Origin of the sequence: Serratia marcescens, from assembly GCF_006715005.1 — a bacterium.
GTDB lineage: Bacteria > Pseudomonadota > Gammaproteobacteria > Enterobacterales > Enterobacteriaceae > Serratia > Serratia montpellierensis.
In genome coordinates, this window is the sequence record NZ_VFMJ01000001.1 from 2,686,216 (window position 1) to 2,709,307 (window position 23,092).

The following is a 23,092-nucleotide window of genomic DNA, read 5'->3' on the forward strand; positions in this document are numbered from 1 at the left end:
GCCGGGTGACGAGGTAACATGGGACCTCGCTTGTTTGTCGCCGATTGCGCCAAACACTATTATTTAACAGTACGTTAACCCAGTCCGTAACAAACGGGCACCGGCGACGCAGACGCATATCTGATGAAAAAAACCAGACAGCAACAGTTAACCCGTTGGCTTAAAACCCAGAGTTCGTTGGCGCAGCGTTGGCTGCGCCTTTCCATGCTGTTGGGGCTGTTCAGCGGCCTGCTGATCGTGGCGCAGGCATGGCTGCTGGCCAGCCTGCTGCACGCCCTGATCATCGAGCATACCCCTCGCGAACAGCTGATCCCTTCGTTTATCTGGCTGGCCGCCGCGTTCGCGCTGCGGGCGCTGTTGAGCTGGTTGCGGGAACGGGTCGGTTTCCTGTGTGGGCAGGTGATCCGCCAGCGCATGCGCCAACAGGTGCTGGATAAGCTGCAGCAGCTTGGTCCGGCCTGGATCCAGGGCAAACCGGCGGGCAGCTGGGCCAGCATCATCGTCGAGCAGATCGAGGATATGCAGGACTATTACTCGCGCTATCTGCCGCAGATGTATCTGGCGGTCTTCATCCCGCTGCTGATCCTGATCGCCGTCTTCCCGATCAATTGGGCCGCTGGCATCATTTTGCTGGCGACCGCGCCGCTGATCCCGCTGTTCATGGCGCTGGTCGGCATGGGAGCCGCCGACGCCAACCGCCGTAACTTCGTGGCGCTGGCGCGATTGAGCGGCAACTTCCTCGACCGCCTGCGCGGCCTGGACACCCTGCGGCTGTTCGACCGCGCGCAGGCCGAAACGGCGCAGATCGCCAAATCCTCCGAAGACTTCCGCAGCCGCACCATGGAAGTGCTGCGCCTGGCTTTCCTCTCTTCCGGCGTGCTGGAGTTCTTCGCCTCGATTTCCATCGCCGTGGTGGCGGTGTACTTCGGCTTTTCCTACCTCGGCGAACTCAACTTCGGCAGCTACGGCCTCGGCGTGACGCTGTTTTCCGGTTTTCTGGTGCTGATTCTGGCGCCGGAGTTTTTCCAACCGCTGCGCGATCTCGGCACCTTCTACCATGCCAAAGCGCAGGCGATCGGCGCGGCAGAAGCGCTGGAAACTTTCCTCAGCGCCGAAGGCGAGCAGATGGGCAACGGCACGCGGCAACTGCCCGCCGAGCAACCGCTGACGCTGCAGGCAAACGCGTTGGAAATTCTGTCGCCGAACGGCGTGCTGCTGGCCGGGCCGCTGAGCTTCACCCTGCAACCGCAGCAGCGCGTGGCGTTGGTCGGGCTGAGCGGCGCCGGCAAAAGTTCGCTGCTGAATCTGCTGCTCGGCTTCCTGCCCTATCGCGGGTCATTGACCGTCAACGGCATTGAGCTGCGTGAGCTGTCCGCAGAAAACTGGAGGCAACAGCTGAGCTGGGTCGGCCAAAACCCGCACCTGCCGGCGCAAACCTTGCGCACCAATATCCTGCTGGGCTGCCCGCAGGCCGACGAAGCGCAGCTGCAGCAGGCGGTGGAACACGCCTACGTCAGCGAACTGCTCCCTTATCTGCCGCAGGGGCTCGACACCGAAGTGGGTGACAACGCCGCTCGCCTGTCGGTCGGCCAGGCGCAGCGCGTGGCGGTCGCCCGGGCGTTGATCGGCCCGCGCCGCCTGCTGCTGCTGGATGAACCGGCCGCCAGCCTCGATGCCCACAGCGAACAGCGGGTCATGCAGGCGTTGAGTGCCGCTTCGCATCAGCAAACCACCCTGCTGGTAACGCACCAGTTGGAAGACACCGAAGACTACGATCAGATCTGGGTGATGGATAACGGGCGCATCGTGCAACAGGGCGATTACGCCACCCTCAGCGCCCAGCCGGGCCTGTTTGCCACTCTGATCGCCCATCGCCGCGGGGAGCTTTAATCATGCGCGTTTTGCTGCCGTTTTTGGCGTTGTATCGCCGCCATAGCCTGCTGATTAGCCTGGGCATCCTTTTAGCGATCGTCACTCTGTTGGCCAGCATCGGCCTGCTGGCGCTCTCCGGCTGGTTCCTGGCCGCCTCGTCGCTGGCCGGATTGGCGGGCCTGTTGACCTTCAACTACATGCTGCCGGCCGCCGGCGTGCGCGGCGCGGCGATCTTCCGCACCGCCGGGCGCTACGCCGAGCGCGTCGTCAGCCACGACGCCACCTTCCGCGTGCTGTCGCATCTGCGGGTATTCACCTTCAGCAAGATCCTGCCGCTGACGCCGGGCGGCATCGCCCGTTTCCGCCAGGCCGATCTGCTCAATCGCCTGGTGGCGGACGTGGACACGCTGGATCATCTTTATCTGCGGGTGATCTCGCCGTTGATCAGCGCGGCGGTGGTGATCCTGGTGGTCACCTACGGCCTGAGCTGGCTCGATCCTGCGCTCGCCCTGACGCTGGGCGGCATTCTGTTACTGTTGCTGCTGCTGGTGCCGCCGGTGTTTTATCGCGCCGGCAAGCCGATCGGCGGCCAGCTTACCGCCCTGCGCGGCCAATACCGTACCGACCTGACCGCCTGGCTGCAGGGGCAGGCCGAGCTGGTGGTGTTCGGTGCCGTCAACGACTTCCGCCAGACGCTGAACGCCACCGAACAGCGGTGGCAACGCCGCCAGTGGCAGCAGGCCTCGCTGAGCGGCAAGGCGCAGGCGCTGATGATCCTCGCCAGCGGGCTGACGGTGACGCTGCTGCTGTGGCTGACCGCCGCCGGCATCGGCGGCGATACCCAGCCCGGTGCGCTGATCGCGCTGTTTGTCTTCGCCGCGCTGGCGTCGTTCGAAGCGCTGATGCCGGTCGCCGGTGCCTTCCAGCATCTCGGCCAGGTGATCGCCTCCGCCACACGGGTCAAACAGATCATCGATCGTCAGCCGGAGGTCACCTTCCCGGCGGCCGGCCCGGCCGCCGCCAATCGGGCTCAGCTTAGCCTGCGGCAGTTGAGTTTCACCTACCCCGACCAGCCACAGCCGGTGCTGCGCGACGTCACGCTCGAGGTGGCGGCCGGCGAACACATTGCCTTGCTCGGCCGCACCGGCTGCGGCAAGTCCACCCTGCTGCAGCTGCTGACTCGCGCCTGGCGCACCGACGGCGGCAACATTCTGCTCAACGGCGAACCGCTGGAGGAATATGATGAAACCACGCTGCGTCAAATGACCACGGTCGTCAGCCAGCGGGTGCATATCTTCAGCGATACGCTGCGGGAAAACCTGCGCCTGGCTGCGCCGGATGCCGACGACGCTCGCCTGAGTGACGTGCTGCAGCAGGTGGGGCTCGGCAAATTGCTGGGCAGCGACGGCGGGCTGAACGCCTGGCTCGGCGAAGGCGGCCGGCAGCTGTCCGGCGGCGAACAGCGCCGTCTGGGCATCGCCCGTGCGCTGCTGCACCCAGCCCCGCTGCTGCTGCTTGACGAACCGACCGAAGGCCTGGACGCCGAGACCGAGCAGCAGATCCTGGCGCTGCTGCGCCGGCATTGTCAGGGCAAGACGCTGATCCTGGTGACGCACCGTTTGTATGGCCTGGAGCATCTCGACCGCATTTGCGTGATGGATGACGGCCGGATTGTCGAACAGGGCGATCACGCCACCCTGATGCGCCAGCAGGGCCGCTATGCCCGCTTTCGCAACCGTATCAGCAACCTGGCGCCGTAATCGGCCCGTAGAGGACGCAGAGACCCTGTATGCGCATCGTTAAGCTTTCCCCCCAGTCGCTGGCGTTTCCCTCGCCTGAGGGCGCCCTGCGCGATCCCAACGGCCTGCTGGCTATCGGCGGCGACCTGACGGCGCCGCGGCTGCTGGCGGCCTACGAGCGCGGTATCTTCCCCTGGTACTCGCCGGGGGAAGCGATTCTGTGGTGGTCACCCGATCCGCGTGCGGTGCTGTTCCCGGCCGAGTTCCATCTCAACCGCAGTCTGAAACGCTTTTTGCGCCACGATCCGTTTCGCATCACGCTCAATCATGATTTCGCCGCGGTGATCGCCGCCTGCGCCCACCGGCCGGATGAAGGCACCTGGATCGGCCCGGAAGTACAGCGTGCCTATCAGCATCTGCATCGCCTCGGCTACGCGCACTCGGTGGAGGTGTGGCAGGATGATCAACTGGTCGGCGGCATGTACGGCGTGGCGCAGGGCGCGTTGTTCTGCGGCGAATCGATGTTCAGCCGCGTCACCAACGCCTCAAAATGCGCATTGATGGCCTTTTGCCGCCATTTTGCCGCTTATGGCGGGGAATTGATTGACTGCCAGGTGCTGAACGCTCACACTGCCCGCCTTGGCGCGCGTGAAATTCCGCGCCGTCAATTTTTGCAGCAGCTCAGTACCCTTCAACGGCGGCCTTTGGCGCCGGCGTGCTGGGAGCCGCAAGTCATATCCCCACAGCCGGCTGAACCGCCCTCTCCAGTAAACTAATTGATGGAAACGGTGCAATGTTCACCGACACATCTTTACATAATGGGGGTTTTTCGGCATTATCTTGCCGGTTAAAAACTAAGGTAGTTAGACCTAGAGGATTCGATGGCCAAAGAAGACAATATTGAAATGCAGGGCACCGTTCTTGATACGCTGCCGAACACCATGTTCCGCGTTGAATTGGAAAACGGGCACGTGGTAACCGCACACATCTCCGGTAAAATGCGTAAAAACTATATCCGCATCCTGACGGGCGACAAAGTCACTGTAGAGCTGACCCCGTACGACCTGAGCAAAGGCCGCATTGTCTTCCGTAGCCGTTAATCGGCTCACCGCGCGCCACACGCTGGCGGCATCGAGGATGTAATCCCTCGGGAGCCCTTTCCGTTTACCCCCGCAGCGACGTTACACAACGGGTTGCAGGTGCGCAGGTAAACTGAGAGGGCTCACTCGTTTCTGTTGTACGGTGAATCTCACCCATAAAAAAAGCGATGCCGAAGCATCGCTTTTTCTTTGCCTGAAGGCAGCCTTAGTGCACCGCGCCCTCGTCCGCCTTGCGTTTGGCGGCGCTGAGGAAGTGGTAGGTCAGCTGTTTCTTGTCCTTGTCCAGCTCGACCTTCACGGAACCGCCGTCCACCAGCGAACCGAACAGCAGTTCGTTGGCCAACGGTTTCTTCAGGTTTTCCTGCATGACGCGCGCCATCGGGCGAGCGCCCATCGCACGGTCGTAGCCCTTCACCGACAGCCAGTCGCGCGCTTCGTCGCTCACTTCCAGCGAGACGCCCTTCGCATCCAGCTGCGCCTGCAGTTCGACGATAAACTTGTCGACCACCTGCTGGATCACCTCGGTAGACAGATGGTTGAACCAGATGATGTTGTCCAGACGGTTGCGGAATTCCGGCGTAAACACCTTCTTGATCTCTTCCATCGCGTCGGTGCTGTTGTCCTGTTGCACCAGGCCGATCGACTTGCGCTCGGTTTCCCGCACCCCGGCGTTGGTGGTCATCACCAGGATCACATTGCGGAAGTCCGCCTTGCGGCCGTTGTTGTCGGTCAGCGTGCCGTTGTCCATCACCTGCAACAGCAGGTTGAACACGTCCGGATGCGCCTTCTCGATCTCATCGAGCAGCACCACCGCATGCGGATGCTTGATCACCGCATCGGTCAGCAGCCCGCCCTGATCGTAACCGACATAGCCCGGAGGCGCGCCGATCAGACGGCTGACGGTATGCCGCTCCATGTACTCGGACATGTCGAAACGCAGCAGCTCGATATCCATCGCCTTGGCCAACTGTACGGTGACCTCGGTTTTCCCGACCCCGGTCGGCCCGGCGAACAGGAAGGAACCGACCGGCTTGCGCTCGTGGCCCAGACCGGCGCGGCTCATCTTGATCGCCTCGGTCAACGCTTCGATCGCCTGATCCTGGCCGAACACCAGCATCTTCAGGCGATCGCCCAGGTTTCTCAGCACGTCGCGATCGCTGGCCGACACGGTTTTCTCCGGGATGCGAGCGATGCGCGCCACCACGGATTCGATATCGGCCACGTTGACGGTTTTCTTGCGCTTGCTGGCCGGCATCAACCGGCTGCGGGCGCCCGCCTCGTCGATCACGTCGATCGCCTTGTCCGGCAGATGACGATCGTTGATGTATTTCACCGACAGCTCCACCGCGGCGCGGATCGCCTTGGCGGTATAACGCACGTCGTGGTGCGCTTCATACTTGGCCTTCAGGCCGTTGATGATCTGAACGGTCTCTTCCGCCGTCGGCTCGGTGATGTCGATCTTCTGGAAACGGCGCGCCAGGGCGCGATCCTTTTCGAAGATGTTGCTGAACTCCTGGTAGGTGGTCGAGCCGATCACCCGGATCTTGCCGCTCGACAGCAGCGGTTTGATCAGGTTGGCGGCATCCACCTGCCCACCGGAAGCCGCGCCGGCGCCGATGATGGTGTGAATTTCATCGATGAACAGAATGCTGTTCTGATCCTGTTCCAGCTGCTTGAGCAGCGCCTTGAAGCGCTTCTCGAAGTCGCCGCGGTATTTGGTGCCGGCCAGCAGTGAGCCGATATCCAGCGAATACAGCGTGCAGTCCGCCATCACTTCCGGCACGTCGCCCTGCACGATACGCCAGGCCAGCCCTTCGGCGATGGCGGTCTTGCCGACGCCGGATTCGCCGACCAGCAGCGGGTTGTTTTTACGACGGCGGCACAGCACCTGAATCGCGCGCTCCAGCTCACGATCGCGGCCGATCAACGGATCGATGCCGCCCACACGGGCCAACTGATTGAGGTTGGTGGTGAAGTTTTCCATACGGTCTTCCCCTCCGGACTGCTCTTCGTTCACCGGGTTTTCCGCATTCGGCGCTTGGCCCGGCTCGTCTTTACGCGTGCCATGTGAAATAAAGTTCACCACGTCGAGACGACTGACGTCGTGTTTGCGCAGCAGATAGGCCGCCTGCGACTCCTGCTCGCTGAAGATGGCCACCAACACGTTGGCGCCGGACACTTCGCTGCGGCCGGAAGATTGCACATGGAAGACCGCGCGCTGCAGCACGCGCTGGAAGCTGAGCGTCGGCTGAGTGTCGCGCTCTTCTTCGCCGGCGGGCAGCGTCGGTGTGGTTTGTTCGATGAAGGCTTCCAGCTCCTGGCGCAACGCGGCCAGATCCACCGTACATGCCTCAAGCGCTTCTCGCGCGGCAGGGTTGCTCAGCAACGCCAGCAACAGGTGCTCCACGGTCATAAACTCGTGTCTGTGCTCACGCGCCCTGGCGAAAGCCATGTTGAGACTGAGTTCCAGTTCTTGATTGAGCATAAGCACCTCCCCAATAGATTGCCTTATTCAGGCTTTTTCCAGCGTACAAAGCAACGGATGCTCGTTCTCCCTTGCGTACCGGTTCACATGGACGACTTTGGTTTCCGCCACCTCGGCGGTAAAAACACCACAGATCGCCTTGCCTTGATAGTGGACCGTGAGCATCAGTTGCGTTGCGCGTTCAATATCATAAGAAAAGAACTTTTGCAGAACGTCAATCACAAATTCCATCGGTGTGTAATCGTCGTTGTTAAGTATAACTTTATACATAGACGGCGGTTTTACCGCATCGATTTGTTTTTCTTCGGCCAAGTGTTCAAAGTTTAGCCAGTCGTTGTTATTGCCCATCGCTGCTCATCTTCTCTGCTCTGCCCTCTTATATGGGGGCAGGTTTCGGTTATTCAAAGTGGGGGATAGTTACTATTTTATCATCTTCGGCATCGTCCCGCCGCACTGTAACGTGCGCAAAAAAACGGGCCAATTGTGACTGAATCGTGGCAATAGCGTTACCTGCTTCAAACTTTGGTGAACTGCTCCCCGCCGACAAAAGCCGATCGCTTGACGCCCCGATCATTTGCTCTAGAGTGTAAATTCGTGGCTGGTGGTCTTTTAACCACCCCTTGTCCACCCTGCTACTCGCCTACGGCGAGTGCGAAATCAGTTATTCATCTCACTTAAAATAGCGTTGCGAGGGATGTAAAAGCATGGAGACGGGTACTGTTAAATGGTTTAACAACGCCAAAGGGTTTGGCTTCATCTGCCCAGCCGGCGGTGGCGAAGATATTTTCGCGCATTATTCCACAATCAAGATGGATGGTTACAGAACGTTGAAGGCGGGCCAGCAGGTCAGCTTCGACGTGCATCAAGGGCCCAAAGGGAACCATGCCAGTCTTATTGTGCCGGTGGAAAGCGAGGCGCTGTCCTAAACGCTTCCGGCAGCGTCGCGCTGCACTGACCATGACTGCGATAAAAATGCCAGCCGCCGTGTGACTGGCATTTTTTATGCTTTTTACTTACTCGCGCGCCAGCGCATCGATAGGATTCAACCGCGCGGCATTGCGCGCCGGCAGATAGCCGAACACCACGCCGATGCCGGTGGAACAGAGGAACGCGCTCAGCAACGCCGCCGGCGGGAAGCTGATCTGCCAGCCCGGCAACACCAACTGCACCGCCAGCCCGATGGCAAACGACAGCGCAATCCCCAGCGCGCCCCCCACCAGACAAACCAATACCGCCTCGATCAGAAACTGCTGCAACACGTCGCCGGAACGGGCGCCCACCGCCATGCGAATGCCGATCTCTCGCGTGCGTTCGGTCACCGACACCAGCATGATGTTCATCACGCCGATGCCACCGACCACCAGCGAAATCACCGCCACCAGCGTCAGGAACAGCTGCAGCGTGCGGGTGGTTTTCTCGGCGGTTTGCACCAGGCTGTCCATGTTATAGGTGAAGAAGTCCTTCTTGCCATGGCGCAGCGTCAACAGGCGCGACAGCTGCTGTTCCGCTTCCTTACTGTCGTAGCCGTCGCGGATGCGCACGGTGATCGAGTCGAAATAATTGTTACCCATCAGCCGGTTGGCCATGGTGCTGTAAGGCACCCATACGTTCAGCGTCTTGCTGCTGCCGAACATCGACTGCTTCTCCTTGGCCACGCCGACCACCGTCGCGGGCATGTTACCCACCAGGATCACCTCGCCCACCACGTTCTTCTGGTGCGGGAACAGCCGCCGTTGGGTATTGGCGTCGATCACCACCGTCTGCGCCTGTGACTGCACCTGCAGCGGATCGATGCCGACGCCCTGGGTAAAGCTCATGCCGAACACGCGGAAGAACTGCTCGCTGACGCCGTTGACGTTGGCCGCCGCATCGACGTTGCCCAGCCGCAGCCGCATGCTGCTGCTGATGCTCGGCGACAGCGCGCTGATGTAAGGCTGTTCGCGCAACGCATCAAGATCGCCGTATTTCAACGATTGCCGGTAGGTCGGATCGTCGTCGCCGAAATCCTTGCCGGGATAGATGTCGATGGTGTTGGTGCCGATGGATTTGATGTCCGCCAGCACCATCTGCTTGGCGGCGTCGCCGATCACCAGGATCGATACCACCGAGGCGATGCCGATAATGATACCGAGCATGGTCAGCGCGGTGCGCATCTTGTTGGCCGCCATCGCGCGCCAGGCCATGACCAGCGCTTCGCGGAAGCGGCCCCCCACCTGCCGCCAGGAAGCCGCCGCGGCGGCCAGCGCCAGCGGCTCGGCCTGCGCATTCTCCTGCGGTGCCGGACGCGAATCGGCGATAATCTCACCGTCGCGGATCTCGATAATGCGCTCAGCCTGGCGCGCTACCGCCGGATCGTGAGTCACCAGAATCACCGTGTGGCCTTGGGCGCACAGCTGTTTGAGGATCGCCATCACCTCTTCGCCGGAATGGCTGTCGAGCGCGCCGGTCGGTTCATCCGCCAGGATCACCTGCCCGCCGTTCATCAGCGCGCGGGCGATGCTGACCCGCTGCTGCTGCCCGCCGGAAAGCTGGCTCGGCCGGTAGTTGACGCGCTCCCCCAGACCCAGGCGCCGCAACAGCGCCTCCGCCCGTTCGCGCCGCGCCGCTTTTCCCAGCCCCGCGTACACCGCCGGCACTTCGACATTGTGCGCCGCGCTCAGGTGCGGCAGCAGATGATAGCGCTGAAAGATAAAGCCGAAATGCTCACGCCGCAGCTGCGCCAGCGCATCGTCGCTCAGCGTCGCCACATCCTGCCCGGCCACCCGATACACGCCGGCGCTCGGCTTGTCCAGACAGCCGAGAATGTTCATCAGCGTCGATTTGCCGGAGCCGGAGGCCCCCATGATCGCCACCATTTCACCGGCGTCGATGCTCAGGCTGATCCCCTTCAGCACCTCCACCGTCTGCTCGCCGGAGCGGTAGCTGCGGCGAATGCCGCTCAGCTGCAACAACGCCGCCATCAGCCGGCCTCCACGCCGCCACGGCTGACGATCACCTCATCGCCCGCCTCGAGGCCGCTGAGGATCTGCACGTCGATATTGTTGCGCAGGCCGATAGCTACCTCGCGCTTCTCTTCCTTGCCCTGTTTCAGCACCGAGACATGGTAACGATTGTCGGCGATCTGATCGCCCAGCGCCGCCAGCGGGATCACCAGCGCCTGCTCGACGCCGGCCAGCTGAATATGCACCTGCGCCGTCATTTGCAAGCGCAACAGCCTTTCCGGGTTGGGCACTTCGAAACGCGCATAATAGAAGATGGCGTTGTTGACCTTTTCCGGCGTCGGCTGAATGTCTTTCAGCACGCCGTCGAAGCGCCGGGTCGGATCGCCCAGCACCGTGAACCAGGCCTTTTGACCCGGCTTGAGGTTAATGACGTCGGCCTCCGATACCTGGGCCTTCACCAGCATGGTGCCAAGATCCGCCAACGTCAGAATGTTCGGTGCCTGCTGCGCCGCGATCACCGTCTGGCCCTGCAGCGTGGTGATCTGCACCACGTCGCCATCCATCGGCGCTTCGATGCGGGTATAGGCCAGGTTGATCTTGGCGGTATCCAGGCTGGCCTGGTTCCGGGCGATCTGCGCATTGATGGTGCCCACCTGCGCTTTCTTCACCGCCAGCTGCGTCGCCGCCTGATCCAGATCCTGACGCGATACCGCCTGCAGTTTGGCCAGCGCCTGGTTGCGCTGCAGCGTGACAGCCGCCAATTGCTGCTCGGCCTGTGCCTGCAGCAGTTGCGCATGCAGTTCGCGCAGCGTCGCCTCGCCTTCGCGAATGCTGTTCTGTGCCTGTTGCGGATCGATAACCCCCAGCAACTGGCCTTTTTTCACCTTGTCGCCGATCTCGACATACAGCTTTTCCAACTGCCCGCTAACCTGCGCGCCGACGTCGACCTTGCGCACCGCGTCCAGCTGGCCGGTCGCCAACACGTTCTGCTGCAGATCGCGTTTGCTGGCTTTCACCGTTTTGAAATCGGTTGGCGCCGGATGGCGAAAGTGCCAAACGGCCGCCGCGGCAATCGCCGCAATGACCGCCAGAACGAGTATCCAGCGGCGTTTATGTCCTTTAAACCCTGTCAAAATTGACCTGCCTGTGCTTGTGAATATCGGCCGCCCCTTGCGGCGGCGGAGCTAAATTAGCATGCAACGTAGGGAATAACTAAACCTTAGCTCAACACAATGTGGAGACACGCTTGGTTACAGTTCGGCATTGAACTCCCGTTTAGTGAAGCCTTGATGAAATAGCTCCATTCAACACAAGCCAAGGATTTCATCATGTCACAGCTCAGCTACCCACTCGCCTCCGCCCAGTCGCTTAACGGCTGGCAACTGATGACGGCGCTGATCAATGGCGAAATGGCGCCGAGCAATGCCTGGAAAAAAACCTCGTTTCGCCTGAAGTTTCTCGGCCGTTCGCTGCTCAACTGGCGCACCACCAGCGGCCTGCTCAACACCCTGGCCAGCAACCCGCTGCTGGAAGAGATCCTGAGCGCGCAGCCGAACCTGCCGTGCAAACTGCATCGCCCCTACCTGGCGGCCAACATGAGCAAGATCGAATGCCTGTTCGCCCTGCGCGATCATTACGATCTTATCGTACAGCGCATGCCGCTGAAGATGCGCCTCGGCCACCTCGGCCCGCAATCTTTCGTGTTGGCCAGCGCAATGGGCAAGAACGAAGCGCCGATCACGCTGGAACTGGCGGCGATCGACAAGCTGAATAAGGAAGGGGAAGCCACGCTGCTGCTGCGCAACGCCAACGGCGTGATGCTGGCGGAGATCACCTTTGCGCTGATGCATTATCAGCAGCAGCCGACGCTGTTCATCGGCGGCCTGCAGGGCGCAAACCATGAGGTGCCGCACGCAGAGATCCAGCACACCACCAAAGAGTGCCACGGCCTGTTCCCTAAACGGCTGGTGCTGGAAGGCATCTGCACGCTGGCGCGGCACCTCGGCATTCGCCAGGTCGTGGCGGTCGGCAACGCCACCCATATCTATCAAAACTGGCGTTACCAGAGTAAGAAGAAGGACAAGCTGCACGCCGATTACGATCAGTTCTGGCTGTCGATGGGCGCCAAACCGCTCGACAGCGGCTATTTTCTGCTGCCCGAACGCATCGCCCGCAAGCCGATCGAAGAGATTGCCAGCAAGAAGCGCGCCGAGTATCGCCGCCGCTATCAGCTGCTGGACGAGCTGGAACAGGGATTGGCGGCGCATTTCTGCGCTCGATAACGCCCGGTGGGTCGTCAGTCTGCCCGGCCGCGCGCCAGCCAGATCACCCGTGAGAACATTTTCTTCAGCAGCGGCGGCACCGAATCCGTGCCCCATTCGCCGGCCTGCATCGCGACCTCGATCGCCAGATCCGGCTTCGACGAGTGATGAACCGCTTTCAGGATCACCTTGCGCACCGGCATCTGCGCGTTGAGCGGCACCGACGCCATCCGGTGATAGACCGGGCCGAACCCTTCGCGGAACATGAAGTGCTCCATGTCCGGCGCCGGCAGCGCGGTCAGCCGATCGCGTTCGTTGTCTTCATGATTGTCCAGCAGGCTGCGTACGGTGTTGGCGTATTTTTTACCCGCCTCATCGCCGTCCACCAGCGCATGCCACTCAATGCCCATGCGGCGGGCGAAGCGCAACAGCGGCTTCAGGCCGCACTGGGCGAATTCGATGACCCTCACCCCTTCCGCCTCGAAATGGTAGCCGCATTGGCGCGCCAGCTCGTTCAGCAGCCACACTTCGGTCTCGCCTTCCACCAGCAGCCAGCAGCGGGCGAACAGCGACGACGGCCGATTGAAACGGATGTGAAACGCGATACGCCGTCCGTCTTCGGCGCTCAGCCCGCGCGGCCCGAGACGATAGGTTGCGACCCGCCCCGACTCACGCACCAGCCGGCACACGTGCTCCACCGGCACCAGCGACACCAGTTCGCTGGAGTTGGTGGTGGTGATGCGCTGCAATGGCAGCTGATTGAGCAGCCCCCAGGCCACCGACAGCATGATCGGGTGCAGGCGAGTTTCCGGGTCCTCCACCAGCAGCAGCGGGCGGGCATGGGGATCCAGCTTGACGTCGCCCTTGGCCTGCAACAGGGTGGAAAACATCCCCAGCAGGATCAGACGCATGCTGCGGCTGTTCGGTTCGGCCACCATGCGGTTGATGCCATCCAGCGCACGCCACGCATCCTGCTCCGGTTCGCCGCCGCGACGGCGCGGCCGCGCCACCTGCGAACTCTGCTCGGCGAAGTAGTGCTCCAGCAACTGCTGCATGGCCGCCAGCCCCTGACGCAGCTCGCCGTTGGTCAGCTTCTGCGGATTGCGCACCAGCTCGCGCGTCAGCTGATCCAACTGCTGCGCCAGCGCTTGGGTATCGGGTTTGCGTTCATCCCCGAGGCTGCTGGGGCGCAGGCGGCGAATAAAGCGCGCGTCGCGCAGGCGCAGTACCGGGTGGATGCGGATGATGGCGTGCGCCAGCTGTTCGATATGGTGCAGTTGAAAGGCATTGCCGTCTGCGTCGAGAAAACCGCGCCAGGTGCACACCGTGCCGTCGTCTTCCAGCTCGCCCTCGCAGCGGTAATGAATGCGGCTCAGGCCATCTTCGCCCTTGACCCACAGCGGCGTCAGGTGGCGATAGCGCGGCAGGTGCGCATGGCCGATGTCTTTTTCGCAGAAGGTGAACACCACCTGCAGGTGGCGCTCTTTGGCCGACTCTTCACCGGGGGGGAAATGGAAATCGTGCGCTTCAAACCGGTACAGCTTCTGCTCCGGCGCCAGCAACAGCGTCAGCGCATCCAGCAAGCTGGATTTACCCCAGGCGTTTTCACCGAGCAACAGCGTGTTGTCGTCCAGCATCAGGGACAGCCGGTTAATGCCGCGAAAACCTACAATTTCGATACGCTCCAAGAACATCCGCCGCCTCCCGTGCGCGCCGTCGCCTCTTCAATGAGGTGACCTTCACAGAGCATGGTCAAAAAACCCCTTGCAGGTCAAGCGGCCAACGTCAAATCTGCCGCTTTACTCCGGCCGGGCTTTTGGTTAGCGTGTGCTCCTCGCCGCCGTTCGGCGCGTTTCAAAACTCAAGGACACAAGCTGCACCATGTATTCAGGACTGTTGATTATTCTGTTACCGCTGATTGTCGGTTACCTCATTCCCTTACGCCATCGCCCGCTGCTGGTGCTGATCAACCGGCTGCTCAGCTGGATGGTGTACGTGATCCTGTTTTTCATGGGTATCAGCCTGGCGTTTATGGAGGATCTCAGCAGCAACCTGGTGCTGATCTTCCAGTACAGCGCGGTGTTCTTCTTCTGTATTCTCTGCGCCAACCTGCTGTTGCTGGCGCTGCTGGAGCGGCGCATGCCGTGGCGCAGCAGCCATAAACAGGAAAAGCTGCCTTCACGCGTGCACATGGCGCTGGAGTCGCTCAAGCTGTGCGGCGTGGTGCTCGGCGGCTTCCTGCTCGGCCTGACGCAGTGGCAATGGCTGCAGTTCGCCCATAAAGGCAGCGAATATGCGCTGATCTTCCTGCTGTTGCTGGTCGGCATTCAGCTGCGCAACAGCGGCATGACGCTGCGCCAGATCGTACTCAACCGCCGCGGTACGCTGGTGGCGCTGGTGGTGACCGTCGCGTCGCTGGCCGGCGGCGCGCTGGCGGCGCAGCTGCTGGGGCTGCCGGTCAAGGCCGGGCTGGCGATGGCCTCCGGCTTCGGCTGGTATTCGCTATCGGGCATTCTGATTACCGACGCCTACGGCCCGGTGATGGGCAGCGCCGCATTCTTCAACGATCTGGCGCGCGAGCTGGTGGCGATCATGCTGATCCCGACGCTGGTGCGCCGCAGCCGTTCCACCGCCCTCGGCCTGTGCGGCGCCACCTCGATGGACTTCACCCTGCCGGTGCTGCAGCGCAGCGGCGGGCTGGACATGGTGCCGCCCGCCATCGTACACGGCTTCCTGCTGAGCCTGCTGGCGCCGGTGCTGATCGCCCTGTTCTCCTGATCCTTTTCCCTGGGGGCCGGCCGGCCCCCAAAGCGTAATAATTCCCATCCGCACGGCAAAATTGCGCTAAATCAAACTTGCCCGCAGTAGTCGCACAAAAGCCTTTTGCAACCCCGATCGCCGATCTATGCTTTTAAACAAGCATTACAAATGCAACTTTAAAAATAAAAGGAAGCGACTATGTTCTGTGTGCAATGTGAACAAACCATCCGTACCCCGGCAGGCAACGGCTGCGCGTATGCTCAGGGCATGTGCGGCAAAACGGCGGAAACCTCCGATCTGCAGGATCTGCTGGTGGCGGCGCTGCAGGGGCTCTCCGCCTGGGCGCTGCAGGCGCGTTCGCTGGGCATCGTCGACCACGAGATCGACAGCTTCGCCCCGCGCGCCTTCTTCTCCACCCTGACCAACGTCAACTTCGACTCCCAACGCATCATCGGCTACGCGCGCGAAACCTTGCTGCTGCGCGATTCGCTGGCCGCCCGTTGCCGGCTGCTGGACGCCGGCGTACGCGTCGATCACCCGATGGCGGCGCTGCAGCTGGCCGGTGACGATATGCCTGCGCTGCTGCAACAGGCAGCGCAGTTTGCCCTCAACAGCGACAAGGCCGAGGTAGGCGACGACGTACACGGTTTGCGCATGCTGTGCCTGTACGGCCTGAAAGGCGCGGCGGCCTATATGGAACACGCGCACGTGCTCGGCCAGTTCGACGAGCAACTCTATGCCGACTACCACGCCTTTATGGCCTGGCTCGGCACCCAGCCGCGCGACGTCGACACCCTGCTGAACAACGCCATGGGCATCGGCAAGATGAACTTCAACGTGATGGCGATCCTCGATCGCGGTGAAACCCAAGCCTACGGCGATCCGCAGCCCAGCGCGGTCAACGTGCGCCCGGTGGCCGGGAAAGCTATTCTGATTTCCGGCCACGATCTGAAAGATCTGCGCATGCTGCTCGAGCAAACCGAAGGGCAAAACGTCAACGTCTACACCCACGGCGAAATGCTGCCGGCGCACGGCTATCCGGAACTGAAAAAATTCAAGCATCTGGTGGGCAACTACGGCAGCGGCTGGCAAAACCAGCAAACGGAATTCGCCAAATTCCCCGGCCCGATCGTGATGACCTCCAACTGCATCATCGATCCTAACGTCGGCAACTACGGCGATCGCATCTGGACCCGCAGCATCGTCGGCTGGCCAGGCGTCAATCATCTGGAAGGCGACGACTTCGGCGCCGTGATCCACCAGGCTCAGGGCATGAACGGTTTCCCTTATACCGAGATCGAGCATCTGATCACCGTCGGTTTCGGCCGCCAGACGCTGCTGAACGCCGCCGACACGGTCATCAACCTGGTGTCGCAGAAAAAACTGCGCCACGTCTTCCTGGTCGGCGGCTGCGACGGCAGCCGCGACGAGCGCAGCTACTTCACCGACTTCGCCCGCAGCGTGCCGCAAGACTGCCTGATCATGACGCTGGCCTGCGGCAAGTACCGTTTCAACAAGCTGGACTTCGGCACGCTGGAAGGGTTGCCGCGCCTGCTGGACGTCGGCCAGTGCAACGACGCCTACTCCGCCATCATGTTGGCGGTCAAGCTGGCGGATACGCTCGGCTGCAGCGTCAACGAGCTGCCGCTCAGCCTGGTGCTGTCGTGGTTTGAACAGAAGGCGATCGTCATTCTGCTGACGCTGCTGTCGCTGGGAGTGAAAAACATCGTCACCGGCCCGACCGCGCCGGGCTTCCTGACCGACAACCTGATGGCGATCCTCAACGAGAAATTCGGCCTGCGTCCGATCACCACCGTCGAGCAGGATATTGCAGCGCTGCTCGCCTGATGCCGTTACGTTATGGGGCCGCCTGCGCCGGCCCCTTTGTTTTTTGAGGTGCCCCGATGACTCAACCCACACCGCTTTGCCCGAACCGCATGCAGGTGCATTCCATCCAGCGTGAAACCGCCGACGTCTGGACGCTGAACCTGATCTGCGACGTTTTCTACCCTTACCAGGCTGGCCAGTTCGCGCTGGTCAGCATTCGCAACAGCGAGGAGACGTTGCGCGCCTATACGCTCTCCTCCTCGCCTGGCCAGAGCCGCTTTCTCAGCATCAGCGTGCGCTGCCTGCCGGACGGCGCCGGATCGCGCTGGCTGACGCAAGAGGTCAAGCCCGGCAACACGCTGTGGCTGTCCGACGCGCAGGGCGAATTCAGCTGCGAGCGCCACCCAGCCGATCGTTATCTGATGCTGGCCGCCGGCTGCGGCGTGACGCCGATCGTCTCGATGTGCCGCTGGCTGACCGCCAACCGTGCGGCCTGCGATATCGCCGTGATCTTTAACGTACGCACCCCCGCCGACACGATTTTCGCCGATCAATGGCGCGCGCTGTGTGCCGCCCATCCACAGCTGCGCCTGACGCTGATGGCCGAGCAGGATCTGCAACCCGGCTACCTCAGCGGCCGTATCGATGAACAGACGCTGCGGCAGGCGGCACCGGATATCGCCGAACGCACGGTGATGACCTGCGGCCCTGCGCCCTACATGGATCAGGTGGAGCAGCTTTGTCGCCGGCTCGGCGTGCCGGCCGAGCATTTCCATAAAGAGCAGTTCCACACGCCGACGGCGCAGGCCGACGCCACCGAAGGGCTGACGCTGCGCGCCGCGCGCCCGCTGCGTGAATTCCGCGTGCCGGTCGGCAGCACGCTGCTGGCGGCGATGGAGGCCAATGCCCTGCCGGTCAACGCCGCCTGCCGCGCCGGGGTGTGCGGCTCGTGCAAAACCCGCATCCTCGAGGGCGACTACACCACCACCAGCACCATGACGCTAAGCGCAGAAGAGATAGCGCAAGGCTACGTGCTGGCCTGCAGTTGCCAGCTGCAGGGTGACGTCACGCTGGCGTGATCCCCTGGCCCCATCGCCGCGATGGGGCATTTATCGGCAAGTTCCCCGTGGCCAGCCCAGTTACACTGCTTCCCGTCCTACGCTCTTTACCCTTCCTGACCGCATCTCGTCCACAGCCGGTAAGCTATGCTTGCAGTTGTTCTGCTGACACTCACCGGATCGAGTACACATCGTTTTTCAAACCATGTTTGGGGGAACCATGAAGCAAACCGTAGCCACACTGATCGCCAAAACGCTGGATCAAGCCGGCGTAAAACGCATTTGGGGCGTAACCGGCGATTCGCTCAACGGCCTGAGCGACAGCCTGCACCGCATGGGCACCATCGAATGGCTAGGCACCCGCCATGAAGAGGTGGCCGCCTTCGCCGCCGGTGCCGAAGCCCAGCTCACCGGCCAGTTGGCGGTGTGCGCCGGTTCCTGCGGCCCCGGCAACCTGCATCTGATCAACGGCCTGTTCGACTGTCACCGCAACCATGTGCCGGTGCTGGCGATCGCCGCACACATTCCTTCCAGCGAAATCGGCAGCGGCTACTTCCAGGAAACCCATCCGCAGGAGTTGTTCCGCGAATGCAGCCACTATTGCGAATTGGTCTCCAACCCGGAACAGCTGCCGCGCGTGCTGGAGATCGCCATGCGCAAGGCGATCCTCAACCGCGGCGTTTCAGTGGTCGTCTTGCCGGGCGACGTGGCGCTGCGCATGGCGCCGGAAGACGCGACGCTGACCTGGCATACCCCGGCGCTGCCGCTGGTGCAGCCGCCGATGAGCGAGTTGAACAAGCTGGCGGAAACGCTGAACAAGGCGAAGAACATCACCCTGATGTGCGGCAGCGGCTGCGCCGGCGCGCACGATGAAGTGGTCAAGCTGGCCGAGCTGCTGCAAGCGCCGGTGGTGCACGCGCTGCGCGGCAAAGAACATATCGAGTGGGATAACCCCTACAGCGTCGGCATGACCGGGCTGATCGGTTTCTCCTCCGGCTACCACGCGATGATGAACGCCGACACGCTGGTGCTGCTCGGCACCCAGTTCCCCTACCGCGCGTTCTACCCCACCAACGCCAACATCATTCAGATCGACATTAACCCCGGCAGCATCGGCGCGCACTGCCCGGTCAACATGGCGCTGGTGGGCGATATCCACACCACCCTCACCGCCCTGCTGCCGCAGCTGGAGCCCAAGCGCGACCGAGCATTCCTCGACAAGGCGCTGGAGCACTATCGCAACGCGCGCAAGGAGCTCGACGGGCTGGCGACCGCCAACGATGACCAGCCGATCCATCCGCAATATCTGGCGCAGCAGCTCAGCCAATACGCCAGCGACGACGCCATCTTCACCTGCGACGTCGGCACGCCGACGGTGTGGGCCGCCCGTTACGTGAAAATGAACGGCAAGCGCCGCCTGCTCGGTTCGTTCAACCACGGTTCGATGGCCAACGCCATGCCGCAGGCGATCGGCGCCCAGGCCACCGCGCCGGATAAACAGGTGATCGCCATGTGCGGCGACGGCGGCTTCACCATGCTGATGGGGGATTTCCTGTCGCTGGCGCAGCTCAAGCTGCCGGTGAAGATCGTGGTGTTCAACAACAGCGTGCTGGGGTTCGTGGCGATGGAGATGAAGGCAGGCGGCTACCTGACCGACGGCACCGATCTGCATAATCCGGACTTCGCGGCGATCGCCAACGCCGCAGGCATCAAGGGCATCCGCGTGGAAAAAGCGTCGGATCTGGACGGCGCGCTGCAGGAGATGTTGGCGCACCCTGGCCCGGCGCTGCTGGACGTGGTCACCGCCAAGCAAGAGCTGGCGATGCCGCCGCAGATCAAGTTCGAACAGGCGAAGGGCTTCAGTCTGTACATGCTGCGCGCCATCATCAACGGCCGCGGCGACGAAGTGGTCGAGCTGGCGAAAACCAACTGGCTGCGCTAAGCAAGCTGCCCCGGTGAAATAAAGGGTATATGATGCCATGTACCCTTTTCCTCTCCCTTATATTCCAGGAACCCTATGCTTATCGATCTACGCAGCGACACCGTCACCCGCCCCAGCGCCGCCATGCGCCAGGCGATGGCTCAGGCAGAGGTCGGCGACGACGTCTACGGCGATGACCCAACGGTCAACGCGCTGGAGGCCGAGGCGGTGCGCCTGTCAGGCAAAGAAGCTGCGTTGTTTTTGCCCAGCGGCACCCAGGCCAACCTGGTGGCGCTGCTGAGCCACTGTCAGCGCGGCGACGAGTATCTGGTCGGCCAACAGGCGCACAACTATAAATACGAGGCCGGCGGCGCAGCGGTGCTGGGCAGCATCCAGCCACAGCCGATCGAGGCTGACGCGGACGGCACGCTGCCGCTGGACAAGCTCGCCGCCGCCATCAAACCCGACGATATCCACTTCGCCCGCACTCGGCTGCTGAGTCTGGAAAACACCATCAGCGGCCGAGTTTTGCCGCAGGCCTATCTGCAGCAGGCGTGGCAATTTACCCGCGAGCGGCAGCTGGCGCTGCATATCGACGGCGCACGCATCTTTAACGCCGCCGTGGCGCTGAACCTGCCGCTGAAAGAGATCGTGCAATACTGCGACACCTTCACCATTTGCCTGTCAAAAGGATTGGGCGCGCCGGTCGGATCGCTGCTGTGCGGCAGCGAAGCCTTCATTCAGCGCGCGCTGCGTTGGCGCAAGATGACGGGCAGCGGGCTGCGTCAGGCCGGCATCCTGGCGGCGGCCGGTCTTTACGCGTTGGAGCATAACGTCGCGCGGCTGCGCGAAGACCATGACAACGCGGTCTGGCTGGAGCAACAGCTGCGGCAGATCGGCGTAGAGATCGCCGAACCCGGCGCACAGACCAACGTGCTGTACCTGCGCCAACCGCTGGCGCTGGCGGCCAAATTCGGCCCGTGGATGCGCGAACGCGGCGTGCTGATCAGCAGCGGCCCGCTGACGCGCATTCTGACCCACCTCGACGTCAGCCGTCAGGATCTGCAGCGGGTGGTTGAGCTGTGGCGGGAATTCCTCCGGCAGCACGCCTGATCGCCAGGGGCGCAGGCCGCGCCCCACCATCAGAAGATCCAGCGGCCATAAACCCAGTACCACAGCCCCAGCACCGCCACCAAGTTGAGCGCCACGCTGAGGATGAACCAGGTTTTAAACGGCTGCTTCTGGGTTTTGTGGCGAAACAGCTGCTGTGCCGCCAGTGCGCCCAACCACCCGCCCAGCGCGCCGAACAGCAACAGCGTCGCCTCCGGTACCCGCCGCCACCCTTTACGCGCCGCCAGCTTATCGCCGCCGTAGATCAAAAACGTCAGCAGGTTGGCCAGCAGCAACCACATCCACACCGGATGCAGCGAGAACAGGCTGGCGACCAGCGCCAGGCACAGCAGGGCGTAACAAATCACATTGAGCTTCATGGCAACCGGTTTTTCGTTCGATAAGGGGCGCGTAGTGTGAACCTGTGCCAGGATGGATGCAACCGGCTTATACCCATACAAAAAGTGCATTTAAACCCTAAATTTGGCATCCTGTCGTTCAGCCAATCCTCTACCGCACAAGGCGGCCCGATGACACCCCAACGCGTACTGGTTCTTGGAGCCAGCGGCTATATAGGCCAGAACCTGATCCCGCACCTGATCGAACAGGGGCACCAGATTACCGCCGCCGCGCGGCGCATCGAGTGGCTGCAGGAGCGGAACTGGCCGCAGGTCAACTGCCTGTATGCCGATCTGTATCGCCCGGAAACTCTGAGCGCGGCGCTGTGGGAAATCGATACGCTTTACTATCTGGTGCATGCGATGGGCGACGGCGACGATTTTATCGAGAAGGAGCGCCAGGCGGCGGAAAACCTGCGCGACGCGCTGCGCCATGCCAGCGTTAAACAGGTGATTTTTCTCGGCGCGCTGCAGCCTAACGACGACAGCTCACCGCACCTGGCGGCCCGCCGCCTGACCGGCGAGATCTTGCGTCAGAGCGGCGTGCCGGTCACCGAGCTGCGCGCCGGCATCATCGTCGGCCCCGGCTCGGCGGCGTTCGAAGTGATGCGCGACATGGTCTATAACCTGCCGGTGCTGACGCCGCCGCGCTGGGTGCGTTCGAAGTCGTCGCCGGTGGCGCTGGAGAACCTGCTGGTTTATCTGGCCGATCTGCTGGCACACCCGGCGCAGGAGCACCGCATCTTCGACGTTGCCGGGCCGGAATACCTCAGCTATCAGGATATGTTCAAACGCTTTATCGCCATCAGCGGCAAGCGGCGCTGGCTGATCCCGATCCCTCTGCCGACGCGGCTGATTTCAGTGTGGTTCATCAGCCTGATCACCTCGGTGCCGACGCCGATCGCTCGCGCGCTGATCCAGGGGCTGAAGCACGATCTGCCCGCCGACGGCCGGCCGCTGCAGGCCCTGATCCCGCAGCGGCTGCACACCTTTGATCAAGCGGTCACCGCCACGCTGCAGCGCGAACAGGAGGTGGTCGATTCCGCCGACTGGGGCTACGATCCGGCGGCGCGGGCCCGCTGGCGCCCCGGCTACGGTTACTATCCGAAACAGGCCGGTTGTTCGCTGGACACCGCCGCCACCCGCGAGGCCCTGTGGCAAACGGTGCAGCAGTTGGGGGGCGAAGAAGGCTATTTCTACGCCAATATTCTGTGGCGCATCCGCGCCCGTATGGACGACATGATCGGCAACGGGGTGGTCTATGGCCGTCCGGCGCGCGCGACCCTGGCGCTGGGCGACGAGATCGACGGCTGGAAAGTCATCACGCTGAAGCCGCTGCGGCAACTGGCGCTGCTGTTCGGCATGAAGGCGCCGGGGCTGGGGCGGCTGAGCTTCACCATCACCGATCACGGCGATCGCCGCACGCTGGACGTGCGCGCCTGGTGGCATCCGGCCGGCTTCAGCGGGCTGCTGTATTGGTTCGCCATGATGCCCGCACACCTGTTCATTTTTCGCGGCATGGCGAAGCGCATCGCGACGCTGGCCGAGAGCCTGGACCGCCAACAGCGCTGAACGCCGTTCATTTGTCGATCAACCGCACAGTTTGCCGCTGTGCTTCG

General features: G+C 62.4%; 18 protein-coding genes. 12 read left to right on the forward strand and 6 right to left on the reverse strand.

Translation table 11 applies throughout. The features are described from left to right. Positions 1-123: 123 nt before the first annotated feature. From cydD to infA, 4 genes are all read left to right on the forward strand, one after another. Entirely contained in the window at positions 124-1,890 is a 1,767-nt protein-coding gene (gene cydD, locus FHU12_RS12950; RefSeq protein ID WP_141969781.1) for a heme ABC transporter permease/ATP-binding protein CydD, read from the forward strand. A 2-nt stretch (positions 1,891-1,892) separates the two neighbouring features. After that, positions 1,893-3,632, forward strand: coding sequence for a heme ABC transporter ATP-binding protein/permease CydC (cydC, locus tag FHU12_RS12955; RefSeq protein WP_141969783.1), 1,740 nt, complete (start codon positions 1,893-1,895; stop codon positions 3,630-3,632). A 29-nt stretch (positions 3,633-3,661) separates the two neighbouring features. Beyond that, positions 3,662-4,387: a leucyl/phenylalanyl-tRNA--protein transferase gene (aat, locus tag FHU12_RS12960; RefSeq protein ID WP_047727955.1), complete on the forward strand. Its 726-nt coding sequence runs from the start codon at positions 3,662-3,664 to the stop codon at positions 4,385-4,387. Between the two features lie 105 nt (positions 4,388-4,492). After that, a complete protein-coding gene (gene infA, locus FHU12_RS12965) occupies positions 4,493-4,711 on the forward strand; it encodes a translation initiation factor IF-1 (RefSeq protein ID WP_002211347.1) in 219 nt (72 codons plus the stop codon). 205 nt (positions 4,712-4,916) lie between these two features. On the opposite strand, the gene clpA is transcribed toward infA, so the two are convergent. Together clpA and clpS are read right to left on the reverse strand one after the other, a co-directional pair. After that, the gene (clpA, locus tag FHU12_RS12970; RefSeq protein WP_004928343.1) at positions 4,917-7,196 is read right to left on the reverse strand and encodes an ATP-dependent Clp protease ATP-binding subunit ClpA; all 2,280 of its coding nucleotides are present in this window, start codon (positions 7,194-7,196) and stop codon (positions 4,917-4,919) included. 27 nt (positions 7,197-7,223) lie between these two features. Beyond that, a complete protein-coding gene (clpS, locus tag FHU12_RS12975; RefSeq protein WP_004928347.1) occupies positions 7,224-7,544 on the reverse strand; it encodes an ATP-dependent Clp protease adapter ClpS in 321 nt (106 codons plus the stop codon). A gap of 356 nt (positions 7,545-7,900) precedes the next feature. Between clpS and cspD the strand changes: the two genes are divergently transcribed. Then, complete coding sequence (gene cspD, locus FHU12_RS12980; protein ID WP_004928349.1) at positions 7,901-8,122, forward strand: cold shock-like protein CspD; 222 nt, start codon at positions 7,901-7,903, stop codon at positions 8,120-8,122. 87 nt (positions 8,123-8,209) lie between these two features. Here the strand turns inward: cspD and macB are convergent, their stop codons facing one another. Then, the gene (gene macB / locus FHU12_RS12985; protein WP_141969785.1) at positions 8,210-10,156 is read right to left on the reverse strand and encodes a macrolide ABC transporter ATP-binding protein/permease MacB; all 1,947 of its coding nucleotides are present in this window, start codon (positions 10,154-10,156) and stop codon (positions 8,210-8,212) included. Further along, positions 10,156-11,271 carry a macrolide transporter subunit MacA gene (macA, locus tag FHU12_RS12990; protein WP_141969787.1) on the reverse strand — a complete coding sequence of 372 codons (1,116 nt, stop codon included), beginning with the start codon at positions 11,269-11,271 and terminating at the stop codon, positions 10,156-10,158. The genes macB and macA overlap by 1 nt, the downstream gene beginning before the upstream one ends. A 195-nt stretch (positions 11,272-11,466) precedes the next feature. On the opposite strand from macA, the gene FHU12_RS12995 reads away from it, so the two are divergent. Then, positions 11,467-12,420, forward strand: coding sequence for a VirK/YbjX family protein (locus tag FHU12_RS12995; protein ID WP_141969789.1), 954 nt, complete (start codon positions 11,467-11,469; stop codon positions 12,418-12,420). Positions 12,421-12,434: 14 nt separating this feature from the next. Here FHU12_RS12995 and FHU12_RS13000 read toward each other — a convergent pair whose 3' ends face one another. Continuing rightward, positions 12,435-14,093, reverse strand: a complete 1,659-nt coding sequence (locus FHU12_RS13000) for an ATP-dependent endonuclease (protein WP_141969791.1) — start codon at positions 14,091-14,093, stop codon at positions 12,435-12,437. A gap of 187 nt (positions 14,094-14,280) precedes the next feature. Here FHU12_RS13000 and FHU12_RS13005 point away from each other — a divergent pair, with 187 nt between their 5' ends. From FHU12_RS13005 to ltaE, 5 genes are all read left to right on the forward strand, one after another. Further along, positions 14,281-15,177, forward strand: coding sequence for a LysO family transporter (locus FHU12_RS13005; RefSeq protein WP_004928363.1), 897 nt, complete (start codon positions 14,281-14,283; stop codon positions 15,175-15,177). Positions 15,178-15,357: 180 nt separating this feature from the next. Further along, a complete protein-coding gene (hcp, locus tag FHU12_RS13010; RefSeq protein WP_141969794.1) occupies positions 15,358-17,007 on the forward strand; it encodes a hydroxylamine reductase in 1,650 nt (549 codons plus the stop codon). Positions 17,008-17,063: 56 nt separating this feature from the next. Then, positions 17,064-18,065: an NADH oxidoreductase gene (gene hcr / locus FHU12_RS13015; protein ID WP_141969795.1), complete on the forward strand. Its 1,002-nt coding sequence runs from the start codon at positions 17,064-17,066 to the stop codon at positions 18,063-18,065. A 199-nt stretch (positions 18,066-18,264) separates the two neighbouring features. Next, positions 18,265-19,986 carry a ubiquinone-dependent pyruvate dehydrogenase gene (poxB, locus tag FHU12_RS13020; protein WP_049295331.1) on the forward strand — a complete coding sequence of 574 codons (1,722 nt, stop codon included), beginning with the start codon at positions 18,265-18,267 and terminating at the stop codon, positions 19,984-19,986. Between the two features lie 75 nt (positions 19,987-20,061). Then, positions 20,062-21,078, forward strand: a complete 1,017-nt coding sequence (gene ltaE, locus FHU12_RS13025) for a low-specificity L-threonine aldolase (protein ID WP_141969797.1) — start codon at positions 20,062-20,064, stop codon at positions 21,076-21,078. Between the two features lie 29 nt (positions 21,079-21,107). Here ltaE and FHU12_RS13030 read toward each other — a convergent pair whose 3' ends face one another. Then, entirely contained in the window at positions 21,108-21,455 is a 348-nt protein-coding gene (locus tag FHU12_RS13030) for a DUF1294 domain-containing protein (protein ID WP_141969799.1), read from the reverse strand. Positions 21,456-21,605: 150 nt separating this feature from the next. Here FHU12_RS13030 and FHU12_RS13035 point away from each other — a divergent pair, with 150 nt between their 5' ends. After that, complete coding sequence (locus tag FHU12_RS13035) at positions 21,606-23,045, forward strand: DUF2867 domain-containing protein (protein WP_141969801.1); 1,440 nt, start codon at positions 21,606-21,608, stop codon at positions 23,043-23,045. Positions 23,046-23,092: the final 47 nt, after the last annotated feature.